Origin of the sequence: Pseudoduganella sp. UC29_71, from assembly GCF_042693265.1 — a bacterium.
Lineage (GTDB): Bacteria > Pseudomonadota > Gammaproteobacteria > Burkholderiales > Burkholderiaceae_D > Rugamonas.
In genome coordinates this window covers 3,821,965-3,845,264 of the sequence record NZ_CP170549.1, presented here as the reverse complement: position 1 = coordinate 3,845,264, position 23,300 = coordinate 3,821,965, and the positions used below count along the sequence as shown (strand labels likewise).

Annotated in this window: 23 protein-coding genes; 15 read left to right on the top strand and 8 right to left on the bottom strand. The window is 64.9% G+C overall.

All coding sequences use genetic code 11. From position 1 onward, the window contains the following. Nucleotide 1 precedes the first annotated feature (1 nt). On the bottom strand, nt 2-1,183 hold the full coding sequence (locus tag ACFJI2_RS16955; protein WP_377701064.1) for an MFS transporter: 1,182 nt from the start codon (nt 1,181-1,183) through the stop codon (nt 2-4). Between the two features lie 131 nt (nt 1,184-1,314). Here ACFJI2_RS16955 and ACFJI2_RS16950 point away from each other — a divergent pair, with 131 nt between their 5' ends. Together ACFJI2_RS16950 and ACFJI2_RS16945 are read left to right on the top strand one after the other, a co-directional pair. Next, nucleotides 1,315-1,803: a winged helix-turn-helix transcriptional regulator gene (locus ACFJI2_RS16950; RefSeq protein WP_377701063.1), complete on the top strand. Its 489-nt coding sequence runs from the start codon at nt 1,315-1,317 to the stop codon at nt 1,801-1,803. After that, complete coding sequence (locus ACFJI2_RS16945) at nt 1,790-2,176, top strand: hypothetical protein (RefSeq protein WP_377701062.1); 387 nt, start codon at nt 1,790-1,792, stop codon at nt 2,174-2,176. The genes ACFJI2_RS16950 and ACFJI2_RS16945 overlap by 14 nt, the downstream gene beginning before the upstream one ends. 22 nt (nt 2,177-2,198) lie before the next feature. Here the strand turns inward: ACFJI2_RS16945 and ACFJI2_RS16940 are convergent, their stop codons facing one another. Together ACFJI2_RS16940 and ACFJI2_RS16935 are read right to left on the bottom strand one after the other, a co-directional pair. Next, nucleotides 2,199-2,399 (bottom strand): DUF3606 domain-containing protein, encoded by a 201-nt coding sequence (locus ACFJI2_RS16940; protein WP_377701061.1) that lies wholly within the window; start codon nt 2,397-2,399, stop codon nt 2,199-2,201. An 83-nt stretch (nt 2,400-2,482) separates the two neighbouring features. Continuing rightward, nucleotides 2,483-3,613 carry a GNAT family N-acetyltransferase gene (locus ACFJI2_RS16935; RefSeq protein WP_377701060.1) on the bottom strand — a complete coding sequence of 377 codons (1,131 nt, stop codon included), beginning with the start codon at nt 3,611-3,613 and terminating at the stop codon, nt 2,483-2,485. Between the two features lie 18 nt (nt 3,614-3,631). On the opposite strand from ACFJI2_RS16935, the gene ACFJI2_RS16930 reads away from it, so the two are divergent. From ACFJI2_RS16930 to ACFJI2_RS16920, 3 genes are read left to right on the top strand one after another with little or no spacing between them, the layout of a single operon-like run. Continuing rightward, nucleotides 3,632-4,705, top strand: coding sequence for an acyltransferase (locus ACFJI2_RS16930; RefSeq protein WP_377701059.1), 1,074 nt, complete (start codon nt 3,632-3,634; stop codon nt 4,703-4,705). 48 nt (nt 4,706-4,753) lie between these two features. Then, a complete protein-coding gene (locus tag ACFJI2_RS16925) occupies nt 4,754-6,826 on the top strand; it encodes an NAD(+) synthase (protein ID WP_377701058.1) in 2,073 nt (690 codons plus the stop codon). 32 nt (nt 6,827-6,858) lie between these two features. Further along, nucleotides 6,859-7,197 (top strand): P-II family nitrogen regulator, encoded by a 339-nt coding sequence (locus ACFJI2_RS16920; protein ID WP_008447011.1) that lies wholly within the window; start codon nt 6,859-6,861, stop codon nt 7,195-7,197. Between the two features lie 4 nt (nt 7,198-7,201). Here ACFJI2_RS16920 and ACFJI2_RS16915 read toward each other — a convergent pair whose 3' ends face one another. From ACFJI2_RS16915 to trxB, 3 genes are all read right to left on the bottom strand, one after another. Further along, on the bottom strand, nt 7,202-7,828 hold the full coding sequence (locus ACFJI2_RS16915; RefSeq protein ID WP_107870672.1) for a trimeric intracellular cation channel family protein: 627 nt from the start codon (nt 7,826-7,828) through the stop codon (nt 7,202-7,204). Nucleotides 7,829-8,001: 173 nt separating this feature from the next. After that, complete coding sequence (locus ACFJI2_RS16910) at nt 8,002-8,694, bottom strand: Smr/MutS family protein (RefSeq protein WP_107980591.1); 693 nt, start codon at nt 8,692-8,694, stop codon at nt 8,002-8,004. A gap of 4 nt (nt 8,695-8,698) precedes the next feature. Continuing rightward, the gene (gene trxB / locus ACFJI2_RS16905; protein WP_107980592.1) at nt 8,699-9,652 is read right to left on the bottom strand and encodes a thioredoxin-disulfide reductase; all 954 of its coding nucleotides are present in this window, start codon (nt 9,650-9,652) and stop codon (nt 8,699-8,701) included. A gap of 254 nt (nt 9,653-9,906) precedes the next feature. On the opposite strand from trxB, the gene ACFJI2_RS16900 reads away from it, so the two are divergent. The 7 genes from ACFJI2_RS16900 (at nt 9,907) to ACFJI2_RS16870 (ending at nt 18,658) form a co-directional block, all read left to right on the top strand. Then, entirely contained in the window at nt 9,907-12,420 is a 2,514-nt protein-coding gene (locus ACFJI2_RS16900) for a DNA translocase FtsK (protein WP_377705856.1), read from the top strand. Nucleotides 12,421-12,430: 10 nt separating this feature from the next. Then, a complete protein-coding gene (gene lolA / locus ACFJI2_RS16895) occupies nt 12,431-13,054 on the top strand; it encodes an outer membrane lipoprotein chaperone LolA (RefSeq protein WP_107870664.1) in 624 nt (207 codons plus the stop codon). Nucleotides 13,055-13,121: 67 nt separating this feature from the next. Next, the gene (locus ACFJI2_RS16890; protein ID WP_107871307.1) at nt 13,122-14,429 is read left to right on the top strand and encodes a replication-associated recombination protein A; all 1,308 of its coding nucleotides are present in this window, start codon (nt 13,122-13,124) and stop codon (nt 14,427-14,429) included. A gap of 107 nt (nt 14,430-14,536) precedes the next feature. Then, nucleotides 14,537-14,977, top strand: coding sequence for an Hsp20/alpha crystallin family protein (locus tag ACFJI2_RS16885; RefSeq protein ID WP_107980594.1), 441 nt, complete (start codon nt 14,537-14,539; stop codon nt 14,975-14,977). A gap of 12 nt (nt 14,978-14,989) precedes the next feature. Next, nucleotides 14,990-15,439 (top strand): Hsp20/alpha crystallin family protein, encoded by a 450-nt coding sequence (locus ACFJI2_RS16880; RefSeq protein WP_377701057.1) that lies wholly within the window; start codon nt 14,990-14,992, stop codon nt 15,437-15,439. A gap of 361 nt (nt 15,440-15,800) precedes the next feature. After that, nucleotides 15,801-17,156 carry a nucleobase:cation symporter-2 family protein gene (locus ACFJI2_RS16875; protein WP_107870658.1) on the top strand — a complete coding sequence of 452 codons (1,356 nt, stop codon included), beginning with the start codon at nt 15,801-15,803 and terminating at the stop codon, nt 17,154-17,156. A gap of 125 nt (nt 17,157-17,281) precedes the next feature. Next, entirely contained in the window at nt 17,282-18,658 is a 1,377-nt protein-coding gene (locus ACFJI2_RS16870; protein ID WP_377701056.1) for an 8-oxoguanine deaminase, read from the top strand. Nucleotides 18,659-18,743: 85 nt separating this feature from the next. On the opposite strand, the gene ACFJI2_RS16865 is transcribed toward ACFJI2_RS16870, so the two are convergent. Then, complete coding sequence (locus ACFJI2_RS16865; RefSeq protein ID WP_107870654.1) at nt 18,744-19,448, bottom strand: GntR family transcriptional regulator; 705 nt, start codon at nt 19,446-19,448, stop codon at nt 18,744-18,746. A 67-nt stretch (nt 19,449-19,515) separates the two neighbouring features. After that, nucleotides 19,516-19,848 carry a DUF2917 domain-containing protein gene (locus tag ACFJI2_RS16860; protein WP_377701055.1) on the bottom strand — a complete coding sequence of 111 codons (333 nt, stop codon included), beginning with the start codon at nt 19,846-19,848 and terminating at the stop codon, nt 19,516-19,518. A gap of 183 nt (nt 19,849-20,031) precedes the next feature. On the opposite strand from ACFJI2_RS16860, the gene ACFJI2_RS16855 reads away from it, so the two are divergent. From ACFJI2_RS16855 to serS, 3 genes are all read left to right on the top strand, one after another. Then, nucleotides 20,032-21,471 (top strand): PLP-dependent aminotransferase family protein, encoded by a 1,440-nt coding sequence (locus tag ACFJI2_RS16855; RefSeq protein WP_377701054.1) that lies wholly within the window; start codon nt 20,032-20,034, stop codon nt 21,469-21,471. Between the two features lie 218 nt (nt 21,472-21,689). Continuing rightward, entirely contained in the window at nt 21,690-21,893 is a 204-nt protein-coding gene (locus ACFJI2_RS16850) for a hypothetical protein (RefSeq protein ID WP_107870649.1), read from the top strand. Between the two features lie 64 nt (nt 21,894-21,957). Continuing rightward, nucleotides 21,958-23,247, top strand: coding sequence for a serine--tRNA ligase (gene serS, locus ACFJI2_RS16845; protein WP_377701053.1), 1,290 nt, complete (start codon nt 21,958-21,960; stop codon nt 23,245-23,247). Nucleotides 23,248-23,300 lie beyond the last annotated feature (53 nt).

Below are 23,300 nucleotides of genomic sequence, written 5' to 3'. Positions count from 1 at the left end.
TTCAGTTAGCGGCCGCGCGCAGGGCCGGCGCTCCGGCGCGCTCTTTGCGGATCAGCCGGTCCGCCTGCTGCGCGATGACGAAAGCCGTCGCCAGCAGGGCCGCGCCCACCAGGCCAATCTGGTGGCGGTCCAGCAGCGCGATGCTGGCCGCGCCGATCACGCCGGCGGCCGACACGCCCACGTATAGCGCCGCCGAGTTCAAGCCCAGCAGCAGCGGTGCCGATGCCGGCGCCAGGCTGATCAGGCGGTGCTGCTGCGGCACCAGCAGGCCCCAGCCGCACAGGCCCCAGACCACGATGGACAGCGCCGCGCTCCACAGCTGCGCCGACGCCAGCGGCAGCAGCGCGAAGTTGATGGCGGCCACGGCCAAGGTGCCGTAGATGATGGTGCGGCTGCCGAAGCGGTCGGTCAGCTTGCCCGCGCTCAGGTTGCCGGCGGTGGCGGCAAAGCCCCACAGCAGCAGCAGGCCGGCCAGCACCTCGGCCCTGCCGCCGGTGGCGCGGTCGAAGCTCACGCCGATGTAGGTGTACACCGCGAACAGGCCGGAATAGGCGGCCAGCGTGGTCAGCAGCGTGAGCACCACGCGGCTATCCTTCAGCGGCGCCAGGCGCTGGCGCAAAGTCACGGCGGGCAAGGCGGGAATGTGCGGCAGCATGGCGTACACGGCCACGCTGGCGGCCAGGCCCACGGCGGTGACGAACCACATGGTGGCGCGCCAGTCGCCCAGGCCGCCGATGAAGGTGCCGATGGGCGAACCGAGCGCGGTGGCGCTGGTCAGGCCCGCAATCACGATGGCCAGCGCCTGGGCGCGCTTTTCGGGCGCTACCAGCGAGGCGCCGGTGGCGGTCGCGGTGGGGCTGAACATGGCGGCGCCCAGCCCGGCGATCAGGCGGCTGGCCAGCACCAGTTCGATGCTCGGCGCCACCGCTGTGATCAGGTTGCCCGCCACGAATACCGCCAGCCCGGCCAGCAGCAGGCGCTTGCGCGGCCAGTGCGCCAGCGTGGCGGCCACCACCGGCGACAGCAGCGCATAACTGAGCGCGTACAAGGTCACCATCTGGCCGGCCACGCCGATCGGCACGTCCAGCGACCTGGCGACCTGGGGAAGAATGCCGGCCACGACAAAGCTGTCGGTGCCGATGGCGAACATGCCCGCTGCGAGCACGAGTAATCGACGATCCATGGTGTTGCTCCTTAAGTTGCGTGCTCTTGCGAGCGGAATTTTAGTTTCATGATGAAACTTAGCAGATAAAGTTGCGTTATGCAACTTAAAGATCTAAAATCGTCCGCATGCAACGTAAACCTTTTGATGGCATGAACTGCTCCATAGCCCGCTCGCTCGACCAGGTCGGCGAGTGGTGGAGCTTGTTGATTATTCGCGAATGCATGCTGGGCACGACGCGCTTCGACGAGTTCCAGGAACGGCTGGGCATCGCCCGCAACATCCTTACCAGCCGGCTGAACCGCCTGACTGAACTGGGCATACTGGAGAAATCGCCGCTGGAAGGGCGCCGCCTGGGTTACCGGCTCACGCCCAAGGGCGAGGAACTGTTCCCGGTGCTGATGGCCTTGCTGCAGTGGGGCGACAAATGGGCGCCGGGGCCGCACGGCGGCTCGGTGCGCTATGTGGAGCGGGACACAGGCAAAACGCTGGAGCCGGTCGGCCCGCGCGCGGCCGACGGCCGCCTGCTGGGCTACCGCGACGTGCGCATGATGCCAGGGCCGGGTGCAACCGAGTCCACCCACGCCAGGATAGCGGCCCGCAATCTGGCGATACTAGGAGAGAACGATGCAGATCATTGATTTTCCAGCCTTGCTGGAACTGGCCACGGCATCGGCCGCGGTGACGGCCAGGTGCAGCTGCAGCAGCGTGCCGCTGCTGGCGTGGCAAAGCCTGCCCACGTCGCTGGAGCTGGAACAGCTGGAAGAGGTGGGCACGCTGGTCGACGATCCGTACGACGAACCCACCTTCAAGGAATATCATCCAAACGGCACGCGCTACGAGAGCGCGGACGCGCCGATCGCGCCGCGCTATTTCCCGGCCAACCTGAGCCAGGTGCTGCGCTGCCGGAGCTGTGGCCGCCATTTCCTGCGCTACAACGAGGCGGGCGGCTACTTCACCGAGCTGCGCATGCGCGCCCTGCGGCCCGAACTGCTGGCGGACGCGGCGCTATAACCGGGCGGGCCGGCGCTCCGGTTCAGCCCTGGTGGCCCTCATGGATGGGCCGCCCCAGCGCCACCCTCACATCCCTGGCGCACGGCCCGACGCGGGCCACCAGCGCGCGCAGTTCCGCTTCCGAAATACCGAATTCGTCGGTCCAGTACCGCACTTCCTGCGGCTGTTCCAGCACGATCACGGCACGCTCCTGGGCTTCCTGCATTTTCTGTACGTCCGACATGATGCGCTCCTTCGCAATACCAATACGCCATGATCGCGCAGTTCCGGCCGCGCCACGGTGCGCTTGCTAACGCTGCGGGCCGGCTAGCGGAACGGGTTGCGCTCGTTCAATTCGCTGATGTAATCGTCGATGCCGCCGCTTTCGCGCTCGAGGAAGCGCTCCACGGCGTCGGCGAAGGCCGGGTGGGCCAGCCAGTGGGCGGACCAGGTCTTTTGCGGCAGGAAGCCGCGCGCCATCTTGTGCTCGCCCTGCGCGCCGCCCTCGAAAGTGGCGATGCCGTTGGCGATGCAAAATTCCAGCGGCTGGTAGTAGGCGGTCTCGAAATGCAGGCAGGGCACATGCTCGTCGGCGCCCCAGTAGCGGCCGTACAGCGTGTCAGCGGTGTGGATCACCAGCGAGGACGCGATGGCGCGACCGGCGCGTTCGGCCACCACCAGCAGGATGTTGCCGGGCATGGTGGCGCCGATGCGCTGGAAGAACTCCAGGTTCAGATAGGGCGAGGAGCGGTGCTCGGCGTAGGTGTTCGAATAGCAGCGGTGGAAGAAGCGCCAGTCCTCGGCGGTGGCGTCGTGGCCGCGGATCTGGCGCATGGTCACCCCGGCTTCGCGCACCTTGCGGCGCTCGGCGCGGATATTCTTGCGCTTCTTGTGCTCCAGCGTGGCCAGGAACTGGTCGAAATCGGCGTAGCCCTGGTTCAGCCAGTGGAACTGCACGCCGCTGCGCAGCATGAAGCCGGCCTCGTAGAGCTGCATGGCCTGCTCCTCGGGCGGGTAGAGCACGTGGGTGGACGACATGTCGGCCGACTTCTGCTGCGCCTTGAGCAGCGCCACCAGGGCGGCGCGGCTCTCGCCATCGCGCGCCAGCAGGCGGCTGCCTGTCACGGGCGTGAACGGGATGGCCGACAGCAGCTTCGGATAGTACTCAATGCCGTTGCGGTGGTAAGCGTCCGCCCACGCCCAGTCGAACACGTATTCGCCGTACGAATGGGATTTGACGTAGAGTGGCATGGCGGCGGCCAACTCGTCGCCCTTCCACAACGCCAGGTATTGCGGTTGCCAGCCGGTCTCCGCGCAGGCGCTGCCGGATTCGTGCAGCGCGTGCAGGAAGGCGTAGGACAGGAAGGGGTTGTCTTCGCCCTGCGCGGCCAGCAGCGCGTTCCAGGCGGGTTCGCCGACTTCGGCGAGGGAGGAAATGACGTCGGGACGGTAGCTCATGGGGACATTTTACGTTGATTGGAAAGGATTGCCCTGAAAATGCGTAACCCGAGAATTGACGCGGCACGTGGCATGCTGATGGTGTATATCATTACCGTCGTGCATGGATTCTTCTTCTTGAACGTGTATGCCGGTCCCGGGGCCACGCTGATCCTGTTCGAGATGCCCTGCATCTTTTTCATATCGGGCTATGCGTATGCCCTGTCGCTGCAAGGCGGCTTGCGGATGGAAACGAAAAGGGACTACTGGAACTATCTGAAGACGCGGGCGGCGCGCATCCTGATCCCGTACTGGGTGTACGCGGCGGTCTGCCTGGGCCTGATTTTTCTGAAGGGAAACCCGACGCTGACCGGAAGCGCCGCTGCGACAACCGCCACGCTGCTGGCCTGGCTGAATCCGGTGGAATACGGCAGCGGGCACTCGGTATCGATGCTGAATTATCACCTGTGGTTCGTCGCCCCCTTCCTGGGCGTGACTTTCCTGCTGCCTTTGCTGGTCAAGGCGGTGAACAGGGTGAAGCTGCCGATTCCCTTGCTTATCGTGGCGGGCGGCGTGCTGATACTGGGCGGGGAATGGCTGCCGGCGGGGAACCTGCCCAGCAGCGTGCTGACCTATGCAACCTGGGCCGTGCTCGGCTACGTGGTGGGCAGCGGGCGCTTCGGTCCCATGCTGTCCAGGCCGCAGTTGCTGGCGCTGGGCGCCGCGGCCGTCATGCTGCTGCTCGGCGCATGGTCCCTGTCCTGGGCGACGCTGGATATGCAAGCCAATAAGTTTCCGCCCAATACCGCGTTCTTCCTGTTCGGTATCGCGTGGTTTTCCTTGCTGTGGTCCGCTACCTCCTGCGTGACGGATAGTGCGGTCGCACGCCTGAACGCCATGCGCTGGTTCCGGCCGTTTGTGAACAAGGGGTACTCCATCTACATGTGGCAGGGGCTGGCGTATAGCCTGGCGTTCAACATGGGACAGCAATTCCACCTGCCGGTGCTGCCGGTCTGGCTGGCCGCGATGGTGCTTGCCATGGCGCTGGGCATCGCGGCGTCGCCGGCGGAGCGCCTCGGCCAAGGGCGGCTGGCGGGCAACTTTGCACGATAGTCAAGGGCGAATGCTAAAATCGGCTTATCCATAGAGGAAGCCTGTCTTATGCCGCACGCACCGCAATCATTCTTCAATCTGTATTCCCATGACTTTGCACGCCTGAGCGTGGTCGTGCCGCGCTGCCGCGTGGCCGATCCGGCCTATAACGCTGCCGAAACCGTGAAGCTGGCCGGGCAGGCCGCCGCCAAGGGGGCGGCGCTGGTGGCGTTTACCGAACTGGGCATTTCGGCCTATACCTGCGACGATCTGTTCCATCAGCGCGCGCTGCTGGACGGCTGCCTGGCGGGCTTGCAGACGGTGCTGGAGGCGTCCAAGACCATTAGCGCGGCGCTGATCGTCGGCGTGCCGCTGCGGGTGGACCATCAGCTGTTCAATTGCGCGGTGGTGCTGTCCGGCGGCCGCATCCATGGCGTGGTGCCGAAGTCGTACCTGCCGAATTACGGGGAGTTTTACGAAGCGCGCCAGTTCAGCGCCGGTGATGAGGCCATTTCCACCGAAATCGCGCTGCTGGGGCAGACGGTGCCGTTTGGCTCGGCGCTGCTGTTCGAAGTCGAGAATTTGCCGCTGTTTAAGTTTCACGTCGAGATTTGCGAGGACGTGTGGGTGCCGATTCCGCCGTCGTCCTTCGCCGCGCTGGCGGGGGCGACCGTGCTGGTGAATTTGTCGGCGTCGAACGTCGTGATCGGCAAGGCGGATTACCGGCACCAGCTGGTGAGCCAGCAGTCGGCGCGCTGCCTGTCGGCCTATCTGTATTCGTCGGCGGGGCGGGGCGAGTCGACCACGGACCTGGCCTGGGATGGCCAGGCGCTGATCTACGAGAACGGCGAGCTGCTGTCCGAGGCCGAGCGCTTCCAGGACGAGTCGCACCTGATTTACGCGGACGTGGACCTGGAGCGCCTGTCGCGCGAGCGCATGCGCCAGACCACTTTCGGCCAGTCCATGCGCCGCCACCGCGAGGAGGTGGCGGCTTTCCGCACCGTGCGCTTCGCGCTGGAACTGCCTGCGCAGCCGGTGCTGGCGCTGGAGCGCAACGTGGCGCGCTTCCCGTACGTGCCGTCCAACCCGGCCCTGCGCGACAAGCGCTGCAACGAGGTGTACAACATCCAGGTGCAGGCGCTGGTGCAGCGGCTGTCATCGTCCGGCATCAAGAAGGTGGTGATCGGCATTTCGGGCGGCCTCGATTCCACGCATGCGCTGCTGGTGTGCGCGAAAGCCATGGACCGCCTGGACCTGCCGCGCACCAATATCATCGGCATCACCATGCCGGGCTTCGCCACCAGTGCGCGCACCTTGCTGCAGGCGCGCCAGCTCATGGAGTTCGTCGGCTGCACCGCCTCCGAGATTGACATCCGCCCGAGCTGCATCCAGATGATGAAGGACATCGGCCATCCGTTCTCGGAAGGCGAGCCGCAGTACGACATCACTTTTGAAAATGTGCAAGCGGGCGAGCGCACCAACCACCTGTTCCGCCTGGCGAATTTCCACAACGGCATCGTGATCGGCACCGGCGACCTGAGCGAGCTGGCGCTGGGTTGGTGCACCTACGGCGTGGGCGACCATATGTCGCATTACAACGTCAATGCCAGCGTGCCGAAGACGCTGATTTCGCACCTGGTGCGCTGGGTGGCCGAGAGCCGCCAGTTCGGCGCGCAGGACTCGGCGGTGCTGCTGGCGGTGGTGAACACGGAGATCAGCCCGGAACTGGTGCCGGGCAAGGCCGGCCAGGAAGACAGCGGCGCGCCGGCGCAAATCACCGAAAGTGTCATCGGACCATACGAATTGCAGGACTTCAACTTATACTACACGCTGCGCTTCGGATTCTCGCCGTCAAAAGTGGCGTTCCTGGCCCATGCAGCGTGGCGTGACCGCAGCATCGGGGGCTGGCCGAACGAGGCGCACGTGGTGCGCAATCAGTACGCATTAAAAGACATCAAGCACAACCTGGGCATCTTCCTGCGCCGCTTCTTCCAGACCAGCCAGTTCAAGCGCACCTGCGTGCCGAACGGGCCGAAGGTCGGATCGGGCGGTTCGCTGTCGCCGCGCGGCGACTGGCGCGCGCCCAGCGATTCCGAATCCGTGGTGTGGATGGAGGACTTGAAGAATGTGCCGGACGCATAGACGCATAAACGATTTATATTAAGGAGAATCCCATGAAGCAGATCACCGCAGTTATCAAGCCGTTCAAGCTGGACGAAGTGCGCGAAGCGCTGGCCGAAGTGAACGTCACCGGCCTGACCGTGACGGAAGTGAAGGGCTTCGGCCGCCAGAAGGGGCACACCGAGCTGTATCGCGGCGCCGAATACGTGGTGGACTTCCTGCCGAAGGTGAAGGTGGAAGTGGTGGTGGACGACGGCGTGGCCGAGCAGGTGGTGGACGCCATCATCAAGGCGGCGCGCACCGGCAAGATCGGCGACGGCAAGATCTTCGTGCAGAACGTGGAGCAGGTGATCCGCATCCGCACCGGCGAAACCGGCGCGGACGCTGTCTAAGCCGTCAGGGACGGCCCAGCCGCATATCGAACTTCCAGGTCAGCAGGCGCATGATGGTGATCGCCATCGCGCTTGACCACAGGGCGAAATCGTCCGACACGGACGTTTTCTGCATCACGATGTACATCCAGCAGCCGATGAAGGCGCAGATGGCGTAGGGTTTGCCGTCGCGGAACACCATCGGCACCTCGTTGCAGACGATGTCGCGCAGCACGCCGCCGAAGATGCCGGTGATCACGCCCATCATGGAGGCGATGAAGATGGGCATATTGGCTTGCTGCGCCTGCGACACGCCGGCAATGGCGAACAGGCCCAGGCCGACGGCGTCGGCCACCACAATCACGCGTTCGGAGACGATCTGGCGCAGGGTGCGCATGAGCGGTGTGGCGATCAGGGCCAGCACGAAAATGAGGATGGCGTATTCCTGGTGCTGCACCCAGAACAGCGGGCGCTTGTCGAGCAGGATGTCGCGCAGGGTGCCGCCGCCGAATGCGGTGATGAAAGCCACGGTGAAAACGCCCACCAAGTCCATGCGCTTGCGCCGCGCTTCGATGAAGCCTGAAATCGCCCCGACCAGGATTGCCACGACTTCGATGATGGTGATCAGGGAGACGTGCGGGATGTGCTTCATGTACTGTGGGAATTGGCAAAGTTGCTAATTCCCACAGGTTAACATGCGCAAGCTACCGGGGGTAGGGGAATTTTGCGGCGGCGCTGGCGGGTTACGCGGCTGCGCCGCTAACGCGCGCTACAGGGTAGCCAGCCGTAGGGCGGGTTAGGCGCACGGCGCCGTAACCCGCTGGCTCAGCGCCGCTCGGGTTGGAGCGCGGCGCGCAGCAGCACGATCAGCGCGCCTTCGCCGCCGTCGGACGGACGGGCCTGGCAGAACGCCACCACTTCCTTTTGCACCAGCCAGCTGTGCACCATGGACTTGAGCACCGGTTCCTGGCCGCGCGAGCCGAAGCCGCGGCCGTGGATCACGCACACGCAGCGCATGCCGCGCTGGTTGGCGCGGGTCAGGAACGCGCCCAGCGCGTCGCGCGCGCCGTCGCGGTTCAGGCCGTGCAGGTCCAGCTCGTCCTGCACCGGCCAGTAGCCTTTGCGCATCTTTTTCACCACATCGGGGCCGACGCCGGGTGCCGCATAGTTCAGCGCCGGGTCTTCTTCCATGTAGTGGTCCACCTCGAACAGGTCGGACAGGGATTCGCGCAGCACGGCCGCGTCGTCCTGGCGCTGTTCTTCCGGCGTCAGCGGGCCGCGCTTTTTCGCCGCCGCCAGCGCCTGGGCGGACACGGCAGGGGCGGGCTGGTGCACATAGCGGTTTTGCTCCGGCATGCGCTTTACCTCTCCCAGCGTGTTGCGGAAGATGTTCGCTTCGGCCGCCGCCACCTTTTCGCGCTTGGCGCGCTCGGCCTCGGCGGCCGCGCGCGCCTCGCCCTGTTCCTTCAGCTGCTTGCCGAGGGATTTCAGGTCGGCGAAGTCCTTCAAGCCCGCCATGGTCTTACTCCTGGCCTTCCAGGTAGCGCTGGGCGTCCAGCGCGGCCATGCAGCCGGTGCCGGCGCTGGTGATGGCCTGGCGGTAGATGTGGTCCTGCACGTCGCCGGCGGCGAACACGCCCGGGGCGGAGGTGGCGGTGGCCATGCCCTCGGTGCCGGTGCGGGTCTTGATGTAACCGTTGTGCATTTCCAGCTGGCCCTCGAAGATGCCGGTGTTCGGCTTGTGGCCGATGGCCACGAACAGGCCGTGCACATTGATCTTGGTCAGCGCGCCGTCGGCGGTGGCCGCCAGCGTCAGGCCGGTCACGCCGCCCTGGTCGCCGGTCACTTCCTGCAGCGTGTGGTTCAGTTTCAGCTCGATCTTGCCTTCGGCGACCTTGGCCATCAGGCGGTCGATCAGGATGGCTTCGGCGCGGAATTTGTCGCGGCGGTGCACCAGCGTGACCTTGGTGGCGATGTTGGACAGGTACAGTGCTTCCTCGACAGCCGTGTTGCCGCCGCCGATGACGGCCACTTCCTGGCCACGGTAGAAGAAACCGTCGCAGGTGGCGCAGGCGGATACGCCGCGGCCCATGAATTCCTGCTCGGACGGCAGGCCCAGGTACTGCGCCGAGGCGCCGGTGGCAATGATCAGGGTGTCGCAGGTGTACTCGGCGCTGTCGCCGATCAGGCGGATCGGCTTTTCGCTCAGCTTGGCCGTATGAATGTGGTCAAACACGATCTCGGTCTTGAAGCGCTCGGCGTGCTGCAGGAAGCGCTGCATCAGGTCCGGGCCTTGCACGCCCATCGGGTCGGCTGGCCAGTTTTCCACGTCGGTGGTGGTCATCAGCTGGCCGCCTTGTTCCACGCCGGTCACCAGCATGGGGTTCAGATTGGCGCGCGCGGCGTAAATGGCGGCGCTGTAGCCGGCTGGGCCAGAGCCGAGAATCAAAACGCGGGCGTGTTTGGTAGTGGTCATGGGAAGGCTTCTTAATTAGTTGGATAAACCAAAGTTGGGGGCAGGCGCGGCGATAACAATGCCGGCGAGCAAAGACAGAATTATAGTCCAAGCAGGGAAACTGGTTGAATTGGGAGGCCGCTTCCTATAGAGATGGCTTAGAATACCCACAAATGGCTAGCGCCCTCTGGTGCGCCCGCAAAAATCTTACAAAAGTATCAATGTCCAAAACGAGAGAACAGCCTGTCAAGCAAGCAGCGGCCAAGCAGCAGCCGATGAAGCAGCAGCCTTTGAGCTACACCCGCACGCCGACCGAACGCCAACCGCTGCCGAACCGGCTCGTGCGGCTGCTGTCGGAGGCGCGCTGGTTCGCGCTGGCTGCGCTGGCGCTGTACTTTCTGCTCATTATGATCAGCTTTAACAAGGCTGATCCGGGCTGGTCGCACTCGAATGCCGTGCCCAAGGTGTACAACCTGGGGGGCCGCGCGGGCGCGTGGATGAGCGACCTGATGCTGTATATCTTCGGCATTTCCGCGTGGTGGTGGTGCGTGTGGCTGCTGCGGGCCGTGTGGAGCGGCTACCGCCGGCTGACGCGCAAATTCGTCACCAACCAGGACGACGATGACGAGCACCGCCACGAGGGCCTGATCCGCGTGATCGGCTTTGCCTTCCTGCTGGTGGGCAGCCTGGGCCTGGAATTCCTGCGCATGTACACGCTCAAGGTGCAGCTGCCGCTGGCGCCGGGCGGGGTGCTGGGCAAGCTGATCGGCCATGGCGCGCACGTGGGGCTGGGCTTTACCGGCGCCACCTTGCTGATGCTGCTGCTGTTCGGGCTGGGTTTCAGCCTGTTCTTCCATGTGTCCTGGCTGGCCGTGGCCGAGCGCATCGGCGGCTTTATCGAGGACTGCTGCGAATGGGTGATGCTGCGCTACCAGGACCGCGAAGACCGCATCCAGGGCGAGCGCGCCACCGTCAAGCGCGAGGAAGTGGTGGTCAACGAGCGCGCCAAGCATATCGAGAAGCACGTGGAGAAGCCGGTACGCGCCGAGCCGCGCCTGGACGGCGCGCCTGCGCCGGCATCGGCCAAGGCGCCCGCTGCGGCGGCCGGCCTGGCTGGCGCCATGGGTGCGGACAGTGCCTACGACGGCTACGACGACGCACCGCGTCCCGCGCCCACTGTGGCGCCGGAGAAATTCGCCGCGCCGGTGCCGGTCAAGATCGAGCAGCAAGTCACCTCCGTGGTGCCGTCCGAGCGCGCCGTGAAGGAGCGCCAGGGGGCGCTGTTCCAGGATACCCGTCCGGGCGACCTGCCGCCGCTGTCGCTGCTGGACGATGCGCCGCCGTCGCAGGAAACCGTGGCCGTGGAGACGCTGGAATTCACCAGCCGCCTGATCGAGAAGAAGCTGTCGGACTTCGGCGTGGAAGCGCGCGTGGTGGCCGCTTATCCCGGCCCCGTGGTCACGCGCTACGAGATCGAACCGGCCACCGGCGTGAAGGGCTCGCAGATCGTGAACCTGGCGCGCGACCTGGCGCGTTCGCTGTCGCTGACCTCCATCCGCGTGGTGGAAACCATCCCGGGCAAGAATTACATGGCGCTGGAGCTGCCAAACCCCAAGCGCCAGATCGTGCGCCTGAGCGAGATTGTCGGTTCCAAGGTCTACCACGACAACGCCTCGTCGCTGACCGTGGCGCTGGGCAAGGACATCGCCGGCAAGCCGGTGGTGGCCGACCTGGCCAAGATGCCGCACTTGCTGGTGGCCGGCACCACCGGCTCCGGCAAGTCGGTGGGTATCAACGCCACCATCCTGTCGCTGCTGTACAAGTCCGACCCGGCCGACGTGCGCATGATCCTGATCGATCCGAAGATGCTGGAAATGTCGGTGTACGAAGGCATTCCGCACCTGCTGGCGCCGGTGGTAACCGATATGCGCCAGGCCGGCCACGCGCTGAACTGGGCCGTGAACGAGATGGAGCGCCGCTACAAGCTGATGTCCAAGCTGGGCGTGCGCAACCTGGCCGGCTACAACGCCAAGATTGCCGAAGCGGCCAAGCGCGAAGAGCACATTCCGAATCCGTTCAGCATCACGCCGGATTCGCCCGAGCCGCTGGAGAAGCTGCCCACCATCGTCATCATCATCGACGAGCTGGCCGACCTGATGATGGTGGTCGGCAAGAAGGTGGAAGAATTGATCGCCCGTATCGCCCAGAAAGCGCGTGCCGCCGGGCTGCACTTGATTCTGGCGACGCAGCGCCCATCTGTAGACGTGATCACCGGCCTGATCAAGGCCAATATTCCGACCCGTATTGCGTTCCAGGTGTCGTCCAAGATCGACTCGCGCACCATTCTGGACCAGATGGGCGCGGAAACGCTGCTCGGCATGGGCGACATGCTGTACATGCCGCCCGGCACCGGCTTGCCGGTGCGCGTGCACGGCGCCTTCGTATCGGACGACGAGGTGCACCGGGTGGTGAAACACTTGAAACTGCAGGGTGAACCGAACTATATCGAGGGCATCCTGGAAGGCGGCACGCTGGAAGGCGAGGGCGGCGGCGATGGCGCCGGCGCGGGCGGCGAGGGCGGCGGCGAAGCCGACCCGATGTACGACCAGGCCGTGCAGGTGGTGCTGAAAAACCGCCGCGCCTCGATTTCGCTGGTGCAGCGCCACTTGCGCATCGGTTACAACCGCGCGGCGCGCCTGCTGGAACAGATGGAACAGAGCGGCGTGGTATCGCCCATGCAGTCGAACGGCAACCGCGACATCCTGGTGCCGGCCGCCAGCGCAGAATAAAGGACACAGCATGACCATGAGTACCACCCACAAAATCGCAGTCTTGGCCGCTTCCCTGCTGCTGGCCGGCGCCGCCCAGGCTGCCGCGCTGGAGCAGTTCAAGACCTTCGTCGCCAGCACCAAGTCCGCGCGCGGCGAGTTCACGCAGCGCCAGGTGAAGGCGGGCAAGAGCTCCAACACGGCCAGCGGCACCTTTGAATTCGCCCGCCCCGGCAAGTTCATCTGGACCTATCTGAAGCCGTACGACCAGCTGCTGCAGGCCGACGGCGAACAGCTCTATATCTATGACAAGGACTTGAACCAGGTCACGGTGAAGAAGCTGGGCAATGCGCTGGGCTCGTCGCCGGCCGCCATCCTGTTTGGCAGCAACGACCTGGAAAAGAATTTCACGCTGTCCGAGGCGGGCACGCGCGACGGCCTGGAATGGCTGAAAGCGGTGCCCAAGACGCAGGACACCACCTTCGAGCAGATCGCCATCGGTCTGCGCAACGGCACGCCGGAAGCGATGGAGCTGAAAGACAACTTCGGTTCCATGTCCGTGCTGACCTTCAGCAAGTTCGAGAAAAACCCGCAAGTGGGCGCCGCGCATTACAAGTTCGTGATGCCCAAGGGTGTGGAAATTTCTCAGCAATAAGGCAACCTGCCCGCAGCTTGCGCCTGCGCAAACGCCGCGCGCGCCGCTGCCGCTACAGTAAAGCATGATGGACGACCTTTTCAAAACCGAACCCCGCGCGCCGCTGGCCGAAGCCCTGCGTCCCAAGACCATGGACGAGGTGATCGGCCAGCAGCACCTGCTGGGCGAGGGCAAGCCGCTGCGCCTGGCCTTCCAGGCTGGCAAGCCGCATTCCATGATCCTGTGGGGGCCGCCGGGCGTGGGCAAGACCACGCTGGCGCGCCTGACCGCGAACGCCTTCGACGCCGAGTTCATCGCCCTGTCCGCCGTGTTCGCGGGCGTTAAGGACATCCGCGCCGCCATGGAGCAGGCCCAGCAGAACCTGGACCGGCACGGCAAGCACACCTTGCTGTTTGTGGACGAGATCCACCGCTTCAACAAGTCGCAGCAGGACGCCTTGCTGCCCTTCGTGGAGTCCGGCCTGGTGACCTTCATCGGCGCCACCACCGAGAACCCCAGCTTTGAAGTGAATTCGGCGCTGCTGTCGCGCGCCCAGGTCTACGTGCTCAAGTCGCTCACCGAGGACGAGATGCGCCAGTTGCTGGTGAAGGCGCAGAAGGAAGCCTTGCCGCACCTGACGTTCGAGGACGCCGCCGCCGACACGCTGATCGGCTACGCCGACGGCGACGCGCGCCGCTTCCTGAACCTGCTGGAGCAGGCCGACAACGCCGCATCGTCGGCCGGCCTGCGGAAGATCGACGCCAAGTTCGTCGAGAACGCCATGACGCTGAACGCGCGCCGCTTCGACAAGGGCGGCGACAATTTCTACGACCAGATTTCCGCCCTGCACAAGTCGGTGCGCGGCTCCAATCCGGACGGCGCGCTGTACTGGTTCTGTCGCATGATAGACGGCGGCGCCGACCCGCGCTACCTGTCGCGCCGCATCGTGCGCATGGCCTGGGAAGACATCGGCCTGGCCGACCCGCGCGCGCTCACCATGGCCAACGACGCGGCCGCCACCTACGAGCGCCTGGGCTCGCCGGAAGGCGAACTGGCGCTGGGCCAGGCCGTGATCTACCTGGCCATCGCGGCCAAGAGCAATGCCGGCTATAACGCCTTCAACCAGGCCATGGCCTTCGTGAAGCGCGACAAGTCGCGCGAAGTGCCGGTGCACCTGCGCAACGCGCCAACCAAGCTGATGAAAGAGCTGGGCTACGGCCACGAATACCGCTACGCCCACGACGAGCCGCACGCCTACGCGGCCGGCGAAACCTATCTGCCGGACGGCATGGCCGAGCCCGGCTGGTACCAGCCCGTCCCGCGCGGCCTGGAAAGCAAAATCGCCGATAAACTGGCCTTCCTGCGCAGCCTGGACGACGACGCCCGCAAAGGCTGAGCCAGCGCGCTCCCGATTGAATCGTGTACTGGACCTCTCCGGAACAGGTGCTATGCTGAAGGGACAGCAGTAGCTAAATTCACCATTTCACTTGAAGGGAGGAAATTATGGCTAGCAATCTTACCCGTTTCAGCCCGTTCGGAGATCTTGCGCGTTTCGACCCGTTCCGCGACATTGAGCGCTTTTTCGACGAATTCGACCGGCCGTTAGGCATGTCCGAGCAGTCGCGCAGCATGCGTATGGACGTGCACGAAACCGACCAGGCTTATACGGTGCGGGCTGAAATGCCGGGCTACGAAAAAGAAGACATCAACGTGTCGATCGACGGCCATACGGTCACCATCCGCGCCAAGCACGACGTGCAGCAGCAACCCCAGGAGGGGACGATGATGCGCAGCGAGCGCTTCCACGGCGAGCAGTACCGGAGCTTCACCTTGCCTCAGGAGGTGGACGACCAGCAAGCCAGCGCCACCTGCAAAAACGGCGTGTTGGAGCTGACCCTGCCCAAGAAGGTAGGGGGCCACGGCCGCCAGCTGCAGATCCAGTAAGCGGAGCCGGTCATGGACAGGGTGAGCAATACCCGCCAATTGCGTCCGCTGGAGTCGCTGCGCAGGCTGCAGGCATGGCGCCAGATGGAAGACTGGATGCGCGGCGCCCGTTTCCGCCGCGCCGCGCGCAACGCGGCGGCGCGCATGCGGGTCGATGTGGACGAAAACGAGCGTGAGTACGTGGTGCGGGCCGACGTTCCCGGCGTGCGCAAGGAAGACCTGAAGGTGCGGCTCGATGGCAATCAGGTCGACATCAGCGCGGCGGCATCGGAGGAGCAGGTGCATGAGCCCGGCGCGTCCGCCGTGTACAGCGAGCGCTACATGGGCAACCAGCGCCGCATCCTCACGTTGGCCCACGAAATCGACGATGCACACGCCACGGCGCAATACCGGCACGGCATGCTGGAGCTGCACCTCCCCAAACGCGGTTCCCCCTCGGGCTCCAGCGTTCCAATCCGCTAAACAGAACGGTGCAATGAGCACCACAACAAACGGCCGCTGCAGGCTTGCCGCCCGTAGCGGCCGTTCTCATTTCTGAGCGGCAATGATGCTGTGTCTTTTATGCAATGCATACGTTCAGTACGCATAGATTGTATACAAAATCGGTTGACAACTTTTTCAGCACTCGGCATCATCAATCACATAGAACGCTGCCACAGAGCCGCGTGTAAGCATCCCAGTGGAGCGTCCACAAGACCCTCCATCCCGCCTCATAGTACGACCTCGCTGCGATAAAAACAGACGCCACGATCTGCGCGGAGAGGCATGCCGGATAGCACCGGAACAAGTAGTTCACGACATAACATCAATGATGGAGACACACATGAACAACCTGCTATTCCAAGTGGACGACCGTCCACCGCTGATCACCACCACCTTGCTGGCCGCCCAGCACATGCTCGCGGCGCTGGGAGGCATCATCGCCGTGCCGCTGGTGGTCGGTGCCGTCCTGAAACTGCCGGCCGACCAGATTGTCGCCCTGGTCAACGCCGCGCTGCTCGGCTCCGGCATCGTCACCATCATCCAGTGCAAGGGCGTCGGCCCGATCGGCATCCGCCTGCCTTGCGTCATGGGCACCAGCTTCGCCTTCGTCGGCGCGGCCATCAGCATCGGCCTGGAACACGGCGTGCCCGGCATCCTCGGTTCCTCTCTGGCCGGCTCGGTCGTCATGATCGTCGGCTCCTGCTTCATGCCGCAGATCCGCAAGCTGTTCCCGCACGCCGTCACCGCCGTCGTGGTGACCATGATAGGCCTGTCGCTGGTGCCGGTCGCCATCGACTGGGCTGCTGGCGGCAAGGGTTCGGGCGCGCACTATGGCGACCCGATCAACCTCGGCATCGCGCTGTTCGTGCTGATCACCGTGATCGCGCTGGTGCAATACGGTAAAGGCATTTTCTCCGCCGCCGCCGTGGTGCTGGGCATGTTCGTCGGCTACCTGGGCTGCGTGGCCATGGGCCTGGTGGACTTCTCGTCCGTGCAGAAGGCCGCCGCGTTCTCGCTGCCGCAGCCGTTCGCGCACGGCATGACCTTCCCGATCAGCGGCATCGTCGCCATGGGCGTGGCCTACGTGGTCACCATGGTGGAAACCACCGGCACCTTCATGGCGCTCGGTTCGGCCACCAACACCAAGATGCGCGGCAAGACCCTGGCGCGCGGGGTGCTGTGCGACGGCGTCGGCTCGGCCTGCGTGGCCATGCTGGGCAGTCCGCCGGTATCGACCTTTGCGCAAAACGTCGGCGTGATCTCGCTGACCGGCGTGGCCAGCCGCCACGTGGTGGCGCTGACCGGCGTGATGCTGGCGCTGGCCGGCCTGTTCCCGGTGCTGGGCGCCCTGGTCGTCACCATTCCGCAGCCCGTGCTGGGCGGCGCAGGGCTGATGATGTTCGCCATGATCATCGCCGCCGGCGTGCAGATGCTGAGCAAGGTGGAGCACAGCAAACGCACCGGCATCATCATCGCCGTCTCCATCGGCTGCGGCCTGGCGGTCTCCGTGCGCCCGGAGCTGCTGGCCAAGCTGCCGGCCTTCGTGCACGAGATCTTCGGTTCCGGCATCAGCACCGCCGCCATCGTGGCGGTGGCGCTGAACCTGATCCTGCCCGAGCGTCCCGTTGAAGCCAGCGATGACGACGAAGAGGAGGTGCCCCAGCCGATGCTGGTAAAAAAGCTCGAAGCGGCTTAACCTGATAGCCGCAACCCCGCAGTAAAGCTCCGCGCCGGTGACGACCACCCGGCGCGGTTTTGACATTGTTTCCGCAGTGCCCGCGCATTGTTTCCGCAGTGTTTAATCATTCCTATGGACCTAAAATGACTAAAACCCTCTTGATCAAGAATGCGCGCGTGGTGGTGACCATGGACGACGAGCGCCGCGAAATCGACCACGGTGCCATCTTCGTGCGGGACAACGTGATCGAGCAGGTGGGCTGCACCGCCGACCTGCCGCAGCACGCCGACGAAGTGATCGACGCCACCGGGCAGGTGGTCATGCCCGGCCTGGTGAACACCCACCACCATATGTACCAGAGCCTCACGCGCGTGATCCCCACCGCGCAGAACGGCGAGTTGTTCAACTGGCTCACCAACCTGTACCCGATCTGGGCCAACCTCACCAGCGAGATGGTGCATGTGTCCACGCTGACGGCCATGTCCGAGCTGATGCTGTCCGGCTGCACCACCAGCAGCGACCACCTCTACATCTACCCCAACAACTGCCGCCTCGACGACAGCATCGAAGCGGCGAAGAAGATCGGCATGCGCTTCCACGCGGCGCGCGGCTCCATGAGCGTGGGCCAGTCCAAGGGCGGCCTGCCGCCGGACCGCGTGGTGGAAGAGGAGGGCGCCATCCTGAAGGATACGCAGCGCCTGATCGAAACCTATCACGACGCCAACCGCTACGCCATGCAGCGCATCGTGGTGGCGCCATGCTCGCCGTTCTCCGTGTCGCGCGACCTGATGAAGGAAGCGGCCACGATGGCGCGCAGCTATGGCGTGTCGCTGCATACCCACCTGGCCGAGAACGTCAATGACATCGCCTACAGCCGCGAGAAGTTCAACATGACGCCGGCCGAATACGCCGAGGATTGCGGCTGGGTGGGCCACGACGTGTGGCACGCGCACTGCGTGCAGCTGGACGATGACGGCGTCTACATGTTCGCCAGGACCGGCACCGGCATCGCGCATTGCCCGTGCTCGAACATGCGCCTGGCGTCCGGCATCGCGCCGATCCGCAAGATGGTGGACGCGGGCGTGCCGGTGGGGCTGGGCGTGGACGGCTGCGCGTCCAACGACGCGGGGCATATGCTGGGCGAAGTAAGGCAAGCGATGCTGCTGCAGCGCGTCGGCTTCGGCCCGGACGCGATGACCGCGCGCCAGGCGCTGGAGCTGGCCACCCTGGGCGGCGCCAAGGTGCTGAACCGCGACGACATCGGCGCGCTCAAGCCGGGCATGGCGGCAGACATCATCAGCTTCAAGCTGGACCAGATTGGATTTGCGGGCGCGCTGCACGATCCGGTGGCGGCGCTGGTTTTCTGCACGCCGTCCAACGTCACGCACAGCATCATCAACGGCAAGGTGGTGGTGCGGGACGGGCTGCTGCAGACCGTCGATCTGCCGATCGTCATCGAGCGTCACAACACGCTGGCGCACGAGCTCGCGCTGGCCACCGGCGCGCGCAAGGCCGCGTGAGCGGCGGAGCGCGTTGCTATTTGCGGTTTGCGCTGGCGCTAAGATGCGACATGCGTAGGGCGGGTTAGCGGAGCGTAACCCGCCGTTACTTCAGCAGCGCCGCCACGAGATCCTTGTCCGGCGCCGCGCCGCTGCTGTCGAAGCGTAGCGCGCCTTCCACGTGCAGCAGGTGCTCCAGCATCAGCTTCGCGGCCAGGTCCGCATCACCCGCCTTGGCCGCGTTCAAAAACTCCTCATGCTCATTGGACGAGCACACCGCATCCCGGTCCGACTGGTACAGCATGGTGATGAGCGAGCTGCGCGCCACCAGTTCGCTCAGCATCTCGTGCAGCACCTGGTTGCCCACCACGTCCGCCAGCAGCACATGGAAATCGCCCAGTAGCTGCGAGCGCACCTTGTGGTCGCCCAGCGCCTGGCGCTCCATGGTCAAATGCCGCTCCAGCACCTGATAGTCCGCCGCCGTCGCCTTGGCCACGAACTCGCGCGCCAGCGCCGCTTCCAGGATGCGCCGCGCCGCGAAGATATCGCGCGACTCCTTCTCGCTCGGCTGGCTCACGAAGGCGCCCTTGTCCGGCACCATCTGGATCAACTTGTCTTTGGAAAGGATCAGCAGCGCCGCGCGGATCTTGGTGCGGCTGACCGAATACAGGCGCGACAAGGCCTCCTCGCGCAGCTTGGTCCCCGGCGGCAGCTTGCGCGCCGCGATGGCCTCCGCGATGTGGTTTGCGATGTCGTTCGAGCTCTCGCCACTGCTCTGTTTTTCTTCGATGGCGACGGTGGACGTTTGCATGGAGCCGTAGCAGTAACCAATTGCACAATCATACATGCCCGGCCATATATTGGCTATTGAATGGCGGCTAGCCCGGCGGCTGCAAACCCTGGCGCAAGCGCATCATCGACTCCGCCAGGCGCGCCTGGCCCTCGCGCAGCACACGCTGGCCCCAGCTTTGCGCCAGCGGCGCCGCCAGCCGGATGCGGCTGCTGCCGATGGCGTCCACCAGCGTCAGGCCGTCGTTCGGCACCACGAAGCGCTGGCCGGGCCGCAACAGGAAGTCCGTCGCCTGCCCGTAAGCGGTAATCCACGTCACGCCCGTCACGCCTTCCAGCACGCGGCCGCCCGCATCCTCCAGGCGCAGCGGCGTATCGCTGCTCAGTGTGTATTCGGCATAAGGCTGGGGACGGGCTTGCATGCTGCTCTCCTGGTGGCGGCGATTCATACCTCCAGCATAGTCCCCGCGCGGCCACCATAACAGATGCAGCAAACTTGAATTGTGACGTACACAGCGCCAGTTCAGCTAAACTGTGCTGGTCAAAAAAACGCGCCGCTGTACCTGTGCCGCGCCGCGCGCGCTCGCCACAATGGAGGAATGTCCATGCAAACCAACTTGTACGAACAGCTGGCCGACGAACTGGGCGCGCACATCGCCGACCGCGTGTTCGCCCCCGGCGACCGGCTGCCCTCCATCCGCCACCTGGCGCAGCAAAAGCGCCTGTCGGTCAGCACCGTGCTGCAGGCGCTGCGGCTGATGGAAGACCGCGGCCTGATCGAAGCGCGCCCGCAAGCCGGCTACTACGTGCGCCACCGCGCCCGCCTGATGTCCGTGATGACGGACCCCGAACACCTGAAAGACCCCGGATACGTCGGCATCACCAGCCTGCTGATGCGCGTACTCAAAGAGAACGAAGCGCCCGGCATGGTGCACCTGGGCTCCGCCTGGCCGCCGGACGAACTGCTGCCCATCAAGCGCGTGCAAAAGACCGTCGCCGCCGTGGCGCGGCGCGAACCGGCGCTGCTGGCGCGCGTGAGCTGCTTCGAAACCAACGAACCGGCCTTCGTGCGCCAGATCATGCGGCGCGCGCTGGACTGGGGCAGGCCGGACCCGGCCGAGATCGTCGTCACCAGCTCCTGCACCGAAGCCATCAGCCTGTGCCTGCGCGCCGTGGCCAAGCCCGGCGACACCATCGCCATCGAGTCGGCCACCTACTTCGTGCTGCTGCAGCTGATAGAAAGCCTGGGCATGAAGGCGCTCGAGATACCGACGCACCCGAAAACCGGCCCCTCGATCGACGCGCTGGAGCTGGCCTTCAACGCAGGCCTGGTGCAAGCCTGCCTGTTCGTCCCCAACGCCAACAACCCGCTCGGCTGCGTTATGCCGGAGGAGAACAAGAAGCGCCTGGCCGCGCTGCTGTCCCAGCACGACATCCCGCTGATCGAAGACGACATCTACCGCGACCTGTGCTTCACCGCCGAGCGTCCCTGGCCCGTGAAGGCCTACGACAGCACCGGCCACGTGCTGCTGTGCTCATCGTTCTCCAAGGCGGTCACGCCCGCCTCGCGGGTCGGCTACGTAGTGGCGGGGCGCTGGGCGCAGGAAGTGACCTTGCTGAAGATGGTATCGAGCGGTGCCACCAGCCAGTTCTTCCAGGCCGTGCTGGCCGACTTCCTCACCGGCAGCAGCTACGAACTACAGGTGCGCAAGATGCGGCGCGCGCTGGCGCAGCGCATCTGCCGCATGTCCGACGCCGTGGCCGCCAGCTTCCCGCAAGAGTGCTCCATCTCCGAGCCGCAAGGCGGCTTCGTGCTGTGGGTGCAGATGCCAGCGCAAGTGGACGCCCTCGCGCTGCACCGGCAAGCGGTAGAGCAGGGCATCGCCTTCATGCCCGGCCAGCTGTTCTCCGCCAGCGGCAAGTTCGGCAACTGCCTGCGCCTCAACTGCGGCAACCCCTGGAGTCCCGCGGTGGAAAGCGCCATCAACCGCCTCGGCACCCTCGTCCACCGCGCCGCCGCCGCCCCGGCCACCCGCGCCGCCTGACTTATCCCCCACCGCACCTGCCGGTCTGAGCCGCATTCGGGGTCAGACCCCGAATGCGGCTCAGACTGGTTACGTTACGGGCCGTTTTCGGGCGTTTTTTTGCGTTTCATGCCCCGTTTTTTGCGCTTCATCGCACGCTGGTGGAGGCGCGGGGAGCCTTTAGGTACAGTACAACCATCGCAGCACACAACGTAGTCCCACCACCTGAGGAGCTTAAAATGAACGTACTGAAAAACATGGAAGTCATCTTCGCCGCCGCCGCTTCGCTGGCCCTGGTTACCACTTACGCTACCGCCAGCGCCCCGGTGATCGAAGTCCCGGCCGCCGCCGTCGCCACCGTGGCCGCAGCCCCTGCCAAGATGCCGGTCGTCGTCGTCGCCGCCAAACGCCTGACCGCAGCGGAGAAAGCCGCGCTGATCTGAAAACTCGAAAGAAGTGGCGTCATCTTGGTACAATTGCTGTCTTTCCGACATAGCGGCAACTCCCATGATAGACATCCAACTTCTCCGTAAAGATATTGACACCGTCGCAGCCCGCCTGGCGACGCGCAAGTTCCAGCTGGACGTGGCAGGTTTCAACGCCCTCGAAGCGGAACGCAAGGCGATCCAGATGCGCACCGAGGAACTGCAAAGCAAGCGTAATTCGCTGTCCAAGCAGATCGGCATGCTCAAGGGCAAAGGGGAAGACACCACCGCCGTGATGGCGGAAGTGGCCGGCCTGGGCGACGAACTGAAGAACAACGAGCAAGCGCTGTCGGCCGTGCAAGCCAAGATGAGCGATTTCATGCAGGCGGTGCCCAACCTGCCGCACGAATCGGTCCCGGTAGGCATGGACGAAACCGGCAACATCGAAGTGCGTAAAGTCGGCACGCCGCGCGCCTTCGATTTCGAAGTGAAAGACCACGTGGACGTGGGCGCGGCCCTGGGCCTGGACTTCGACACCGCCACCAAGCTGACCGGCTCGCGTTTCTCCGTCATGAAAGGCGGCATCGCGCGCCTGCACCGCGCACTGGCGCAGTACATGCTGAACACCCACACCGGCGAGCACGGCTACACCGAGTGCTACACGCCATACATGGTCAACGCCGACTCCCTGCGCGGCACCGGCCAGCTGCCGAAGTTCGAAGCCGACCTGTTCTCGGTGAAGAAGGGCGGCGCGGAAGGCGAGGGCGAGACCTTCTACCTGATCCCGACCTCCGAAGTCTCGCTGACCAACATCGTGCGCGACGAGATCCTGGCCGCCGACGCGCTGCCGGTGAAAATGACCGCCCACACCCCGTGCTTCCGTTCCGAAGCCGGCAGCTACGGCCGCGACACGCGCGGCATGATCCGCCAGCACCAGTTCGACAAGGTGGAGCTGGTGCAGGTGGTCCATCCCGACACCTCGTACGACGTGCTGGAAGAAATGGTCGGCCACGCCGAGAAGATCCTGAAGGACCTGGGCCTGCCATACCGCGTGATGAGCCTGTGCACCGGCGACATGGGCTTTGGCGCCACCAAGACCTACGACCTGGAAGTGTGGCTGCCCGCGCAGAACACCTACCGCGAGATCTCGTCGCTGTCGAACTGCGAAGCCTTCCAGGCGCGCCGCATGCAGGCGCGCTTCCGCAACGCCCAAGGCAAGCCGGAACTGCTGCACACGCTGAACGGCTCCGGCCTGGCGGTAGGCCGCACCCTGGTCGCGGTGCTGGAAAATTACCAGCAGGCGGACGGCTCGGTGGAAGTGCCGGAAGTGCTGCGTCCATACATGGGCGGAATAACTTCGTTAAAGGCATAAATAGTCCTTCCCTTTCCGCAAAGGCCTGCTATAATCTTGCCTTCTCGCAGCAG

Excerpts from the sequence above, each read along its gene's own strand:
- ACFJI2_RS16955 (WP_377701064.1), bottom strand. The coding sequence starts at position 1,183 with ATGGATCGTCGATTACTCGTGCTCGCAGCGGGCATGTTCGCCATCGGC.
- ACFJI2_RS16950 (WP_377701063.1), top strand. The coding sequence starts at position 1,315 with ATGAACTGCTCCATAGCCCGCTCGCTCGACCAGGTCGGCGAGTGGTGG.
- ACFJI2_RS16945 (WP_377701062.1), top strand. The coding sequence starts at position 1,790 with ATGCAGATCATTGATTTTCCAGCCTTGCTGGAACTGGCCACGGCATCG.
- ACFJI2_RS16940 (WP_377701061.1), bottom strand. The coding sequence starts at position 2,399 with ATGTCGGACGTACAGAAAATGCAGGAAGCCCAGGAGCGTGCCGTGATC.
- ACFJI2_RS16935 (WP_377701060.1), bottom strand. The coding sequence starts at position 3,613 with ATGAGCTACCGTCCCGACGTCATTTCCTCCCTCGCCGAAGTCGGCGAA.
- ACFJI2_RS16925 (WP_377701058.1), top strand. The coding sequence starts at position 4,754 with ATGCCGCACGCACCGCAATCATTCTTCAATCTGTATTCCCATGACTTT.
- ACFJI2_RS16920 (WP_008447011.1), top strand. The coding sequence starts at position 6,859 with ATGAAGCAGATCACCGCAGTTATCAAGCCGTTCAAGCTGGACGAAGTG.
- ACFJI2_RS16915 (WP_107870672.1), bottom strand. The coding sequence starts at position 7,828 with ATGAAGCACATCCCGCACGTCTCCCTGATCACCATCATCGAAGTCGTG.
- ACFJI2_RS16910 (WP_107980591.1), bottom strand. The coding sequence starts at position 8,694 with ATGGCGGGCTTGAAGGACTTCGCCGACCTGAAATCCCTCGGCAAGCAG.
- trxB (WP_107980592.1), bottom strand. The coding sequence starts at position 9,652 with ATGACCACTACCAAACACGCCCGCGTTTTGATTCTCGGCTCTGGCCCA.
- ACFJI2_RS16900 (WP_377705856.1), top strand. The coding sequence starts at position 9,907 with ATGAAGCAGCAGCCTTTGAGCTACACCCGCACGCCGACCGAACGCCAA.
- lolA (WP_107870664.1), top strand. The coding sequence starts at position 12,431 with ATGACCATGAGTACCACCCACAAAATCGCAGTCTTGGCCGCTTCCCTG.
- ACFJI2_RS16890 (WP_107871307.1), top strand. The coding sequence starts at position 13,122 with ATGGACGACCTTTTCAAAACCGAACCCCGCGCGCCGCTGGCCGAAGCC.
- ACFJI2_RS16885 (WP_107980594.1), top strand. The coding sequence starts at position 14,537 with ATGGCTAGCAATCTTACCCGTTTCAGCCCGTTCGGAGATCTTGCGCGT.
- ACFJI2_RS16880 (WP_377701057.1), top strand. The coding sequence starts at position 14,990 with ATGGACAGGGTGAGCAATACCCGCCAATTGCGTCCGCTGGAGTCGCTG.
- ACFJI2_RS16875 (WP_107870658.1), top strand. The coding sequence starts at position 15,801 with ATGAACAACCTGCTATTCCAAGTGGACGACCGTCCACCGCTGATCACC.
- ACFJI2_RS16870 (WP_377701056.1), top strand. The coding sequence starts at position 17,282 with ATGACTAAAACCCTCTTGATCAAGAATGCGCGCGTGGTGGTGACCATG.
- ACFJI2_RS16865 (WP_107870654.1), bottom strand. The coding sequence starts at position 19,448 with ATGCAAACGTCCACCGTCGCCATCGAAGAAAAACAGAGCAGTGGCGAG.
- ACFJI2_RS16860 (WP_377701055.1), bottom strand. The coding sequence starts at position 19,848 with ATGCAAGCCCGTCCCCAGCCTTATGCCGAATACACACTGAGCAGCGAT.
- ACFJI2_RS16855 (WP_377701054.1), top strand. The coding sequence starts at position 20,032 with ATGCAAACCAACTTGTACGAACAGCTGGCCGACGAACTGGGCGCGCAC.
- ACFJI2_RS16850 (WP_107870649.1), top strand. The coding sequence starts at position 21,690 with ATGAACGTACTGAAAAACATGGAAGTCATCTTCGCCGCCGCCGCTTCG.
- serS (WP_377701053.1), top strand. The coding sequence starts at position 21,958 with ATGATAGACATCCAACTTCTCCGTAAAGATATTGACACCGTCGCAGCC.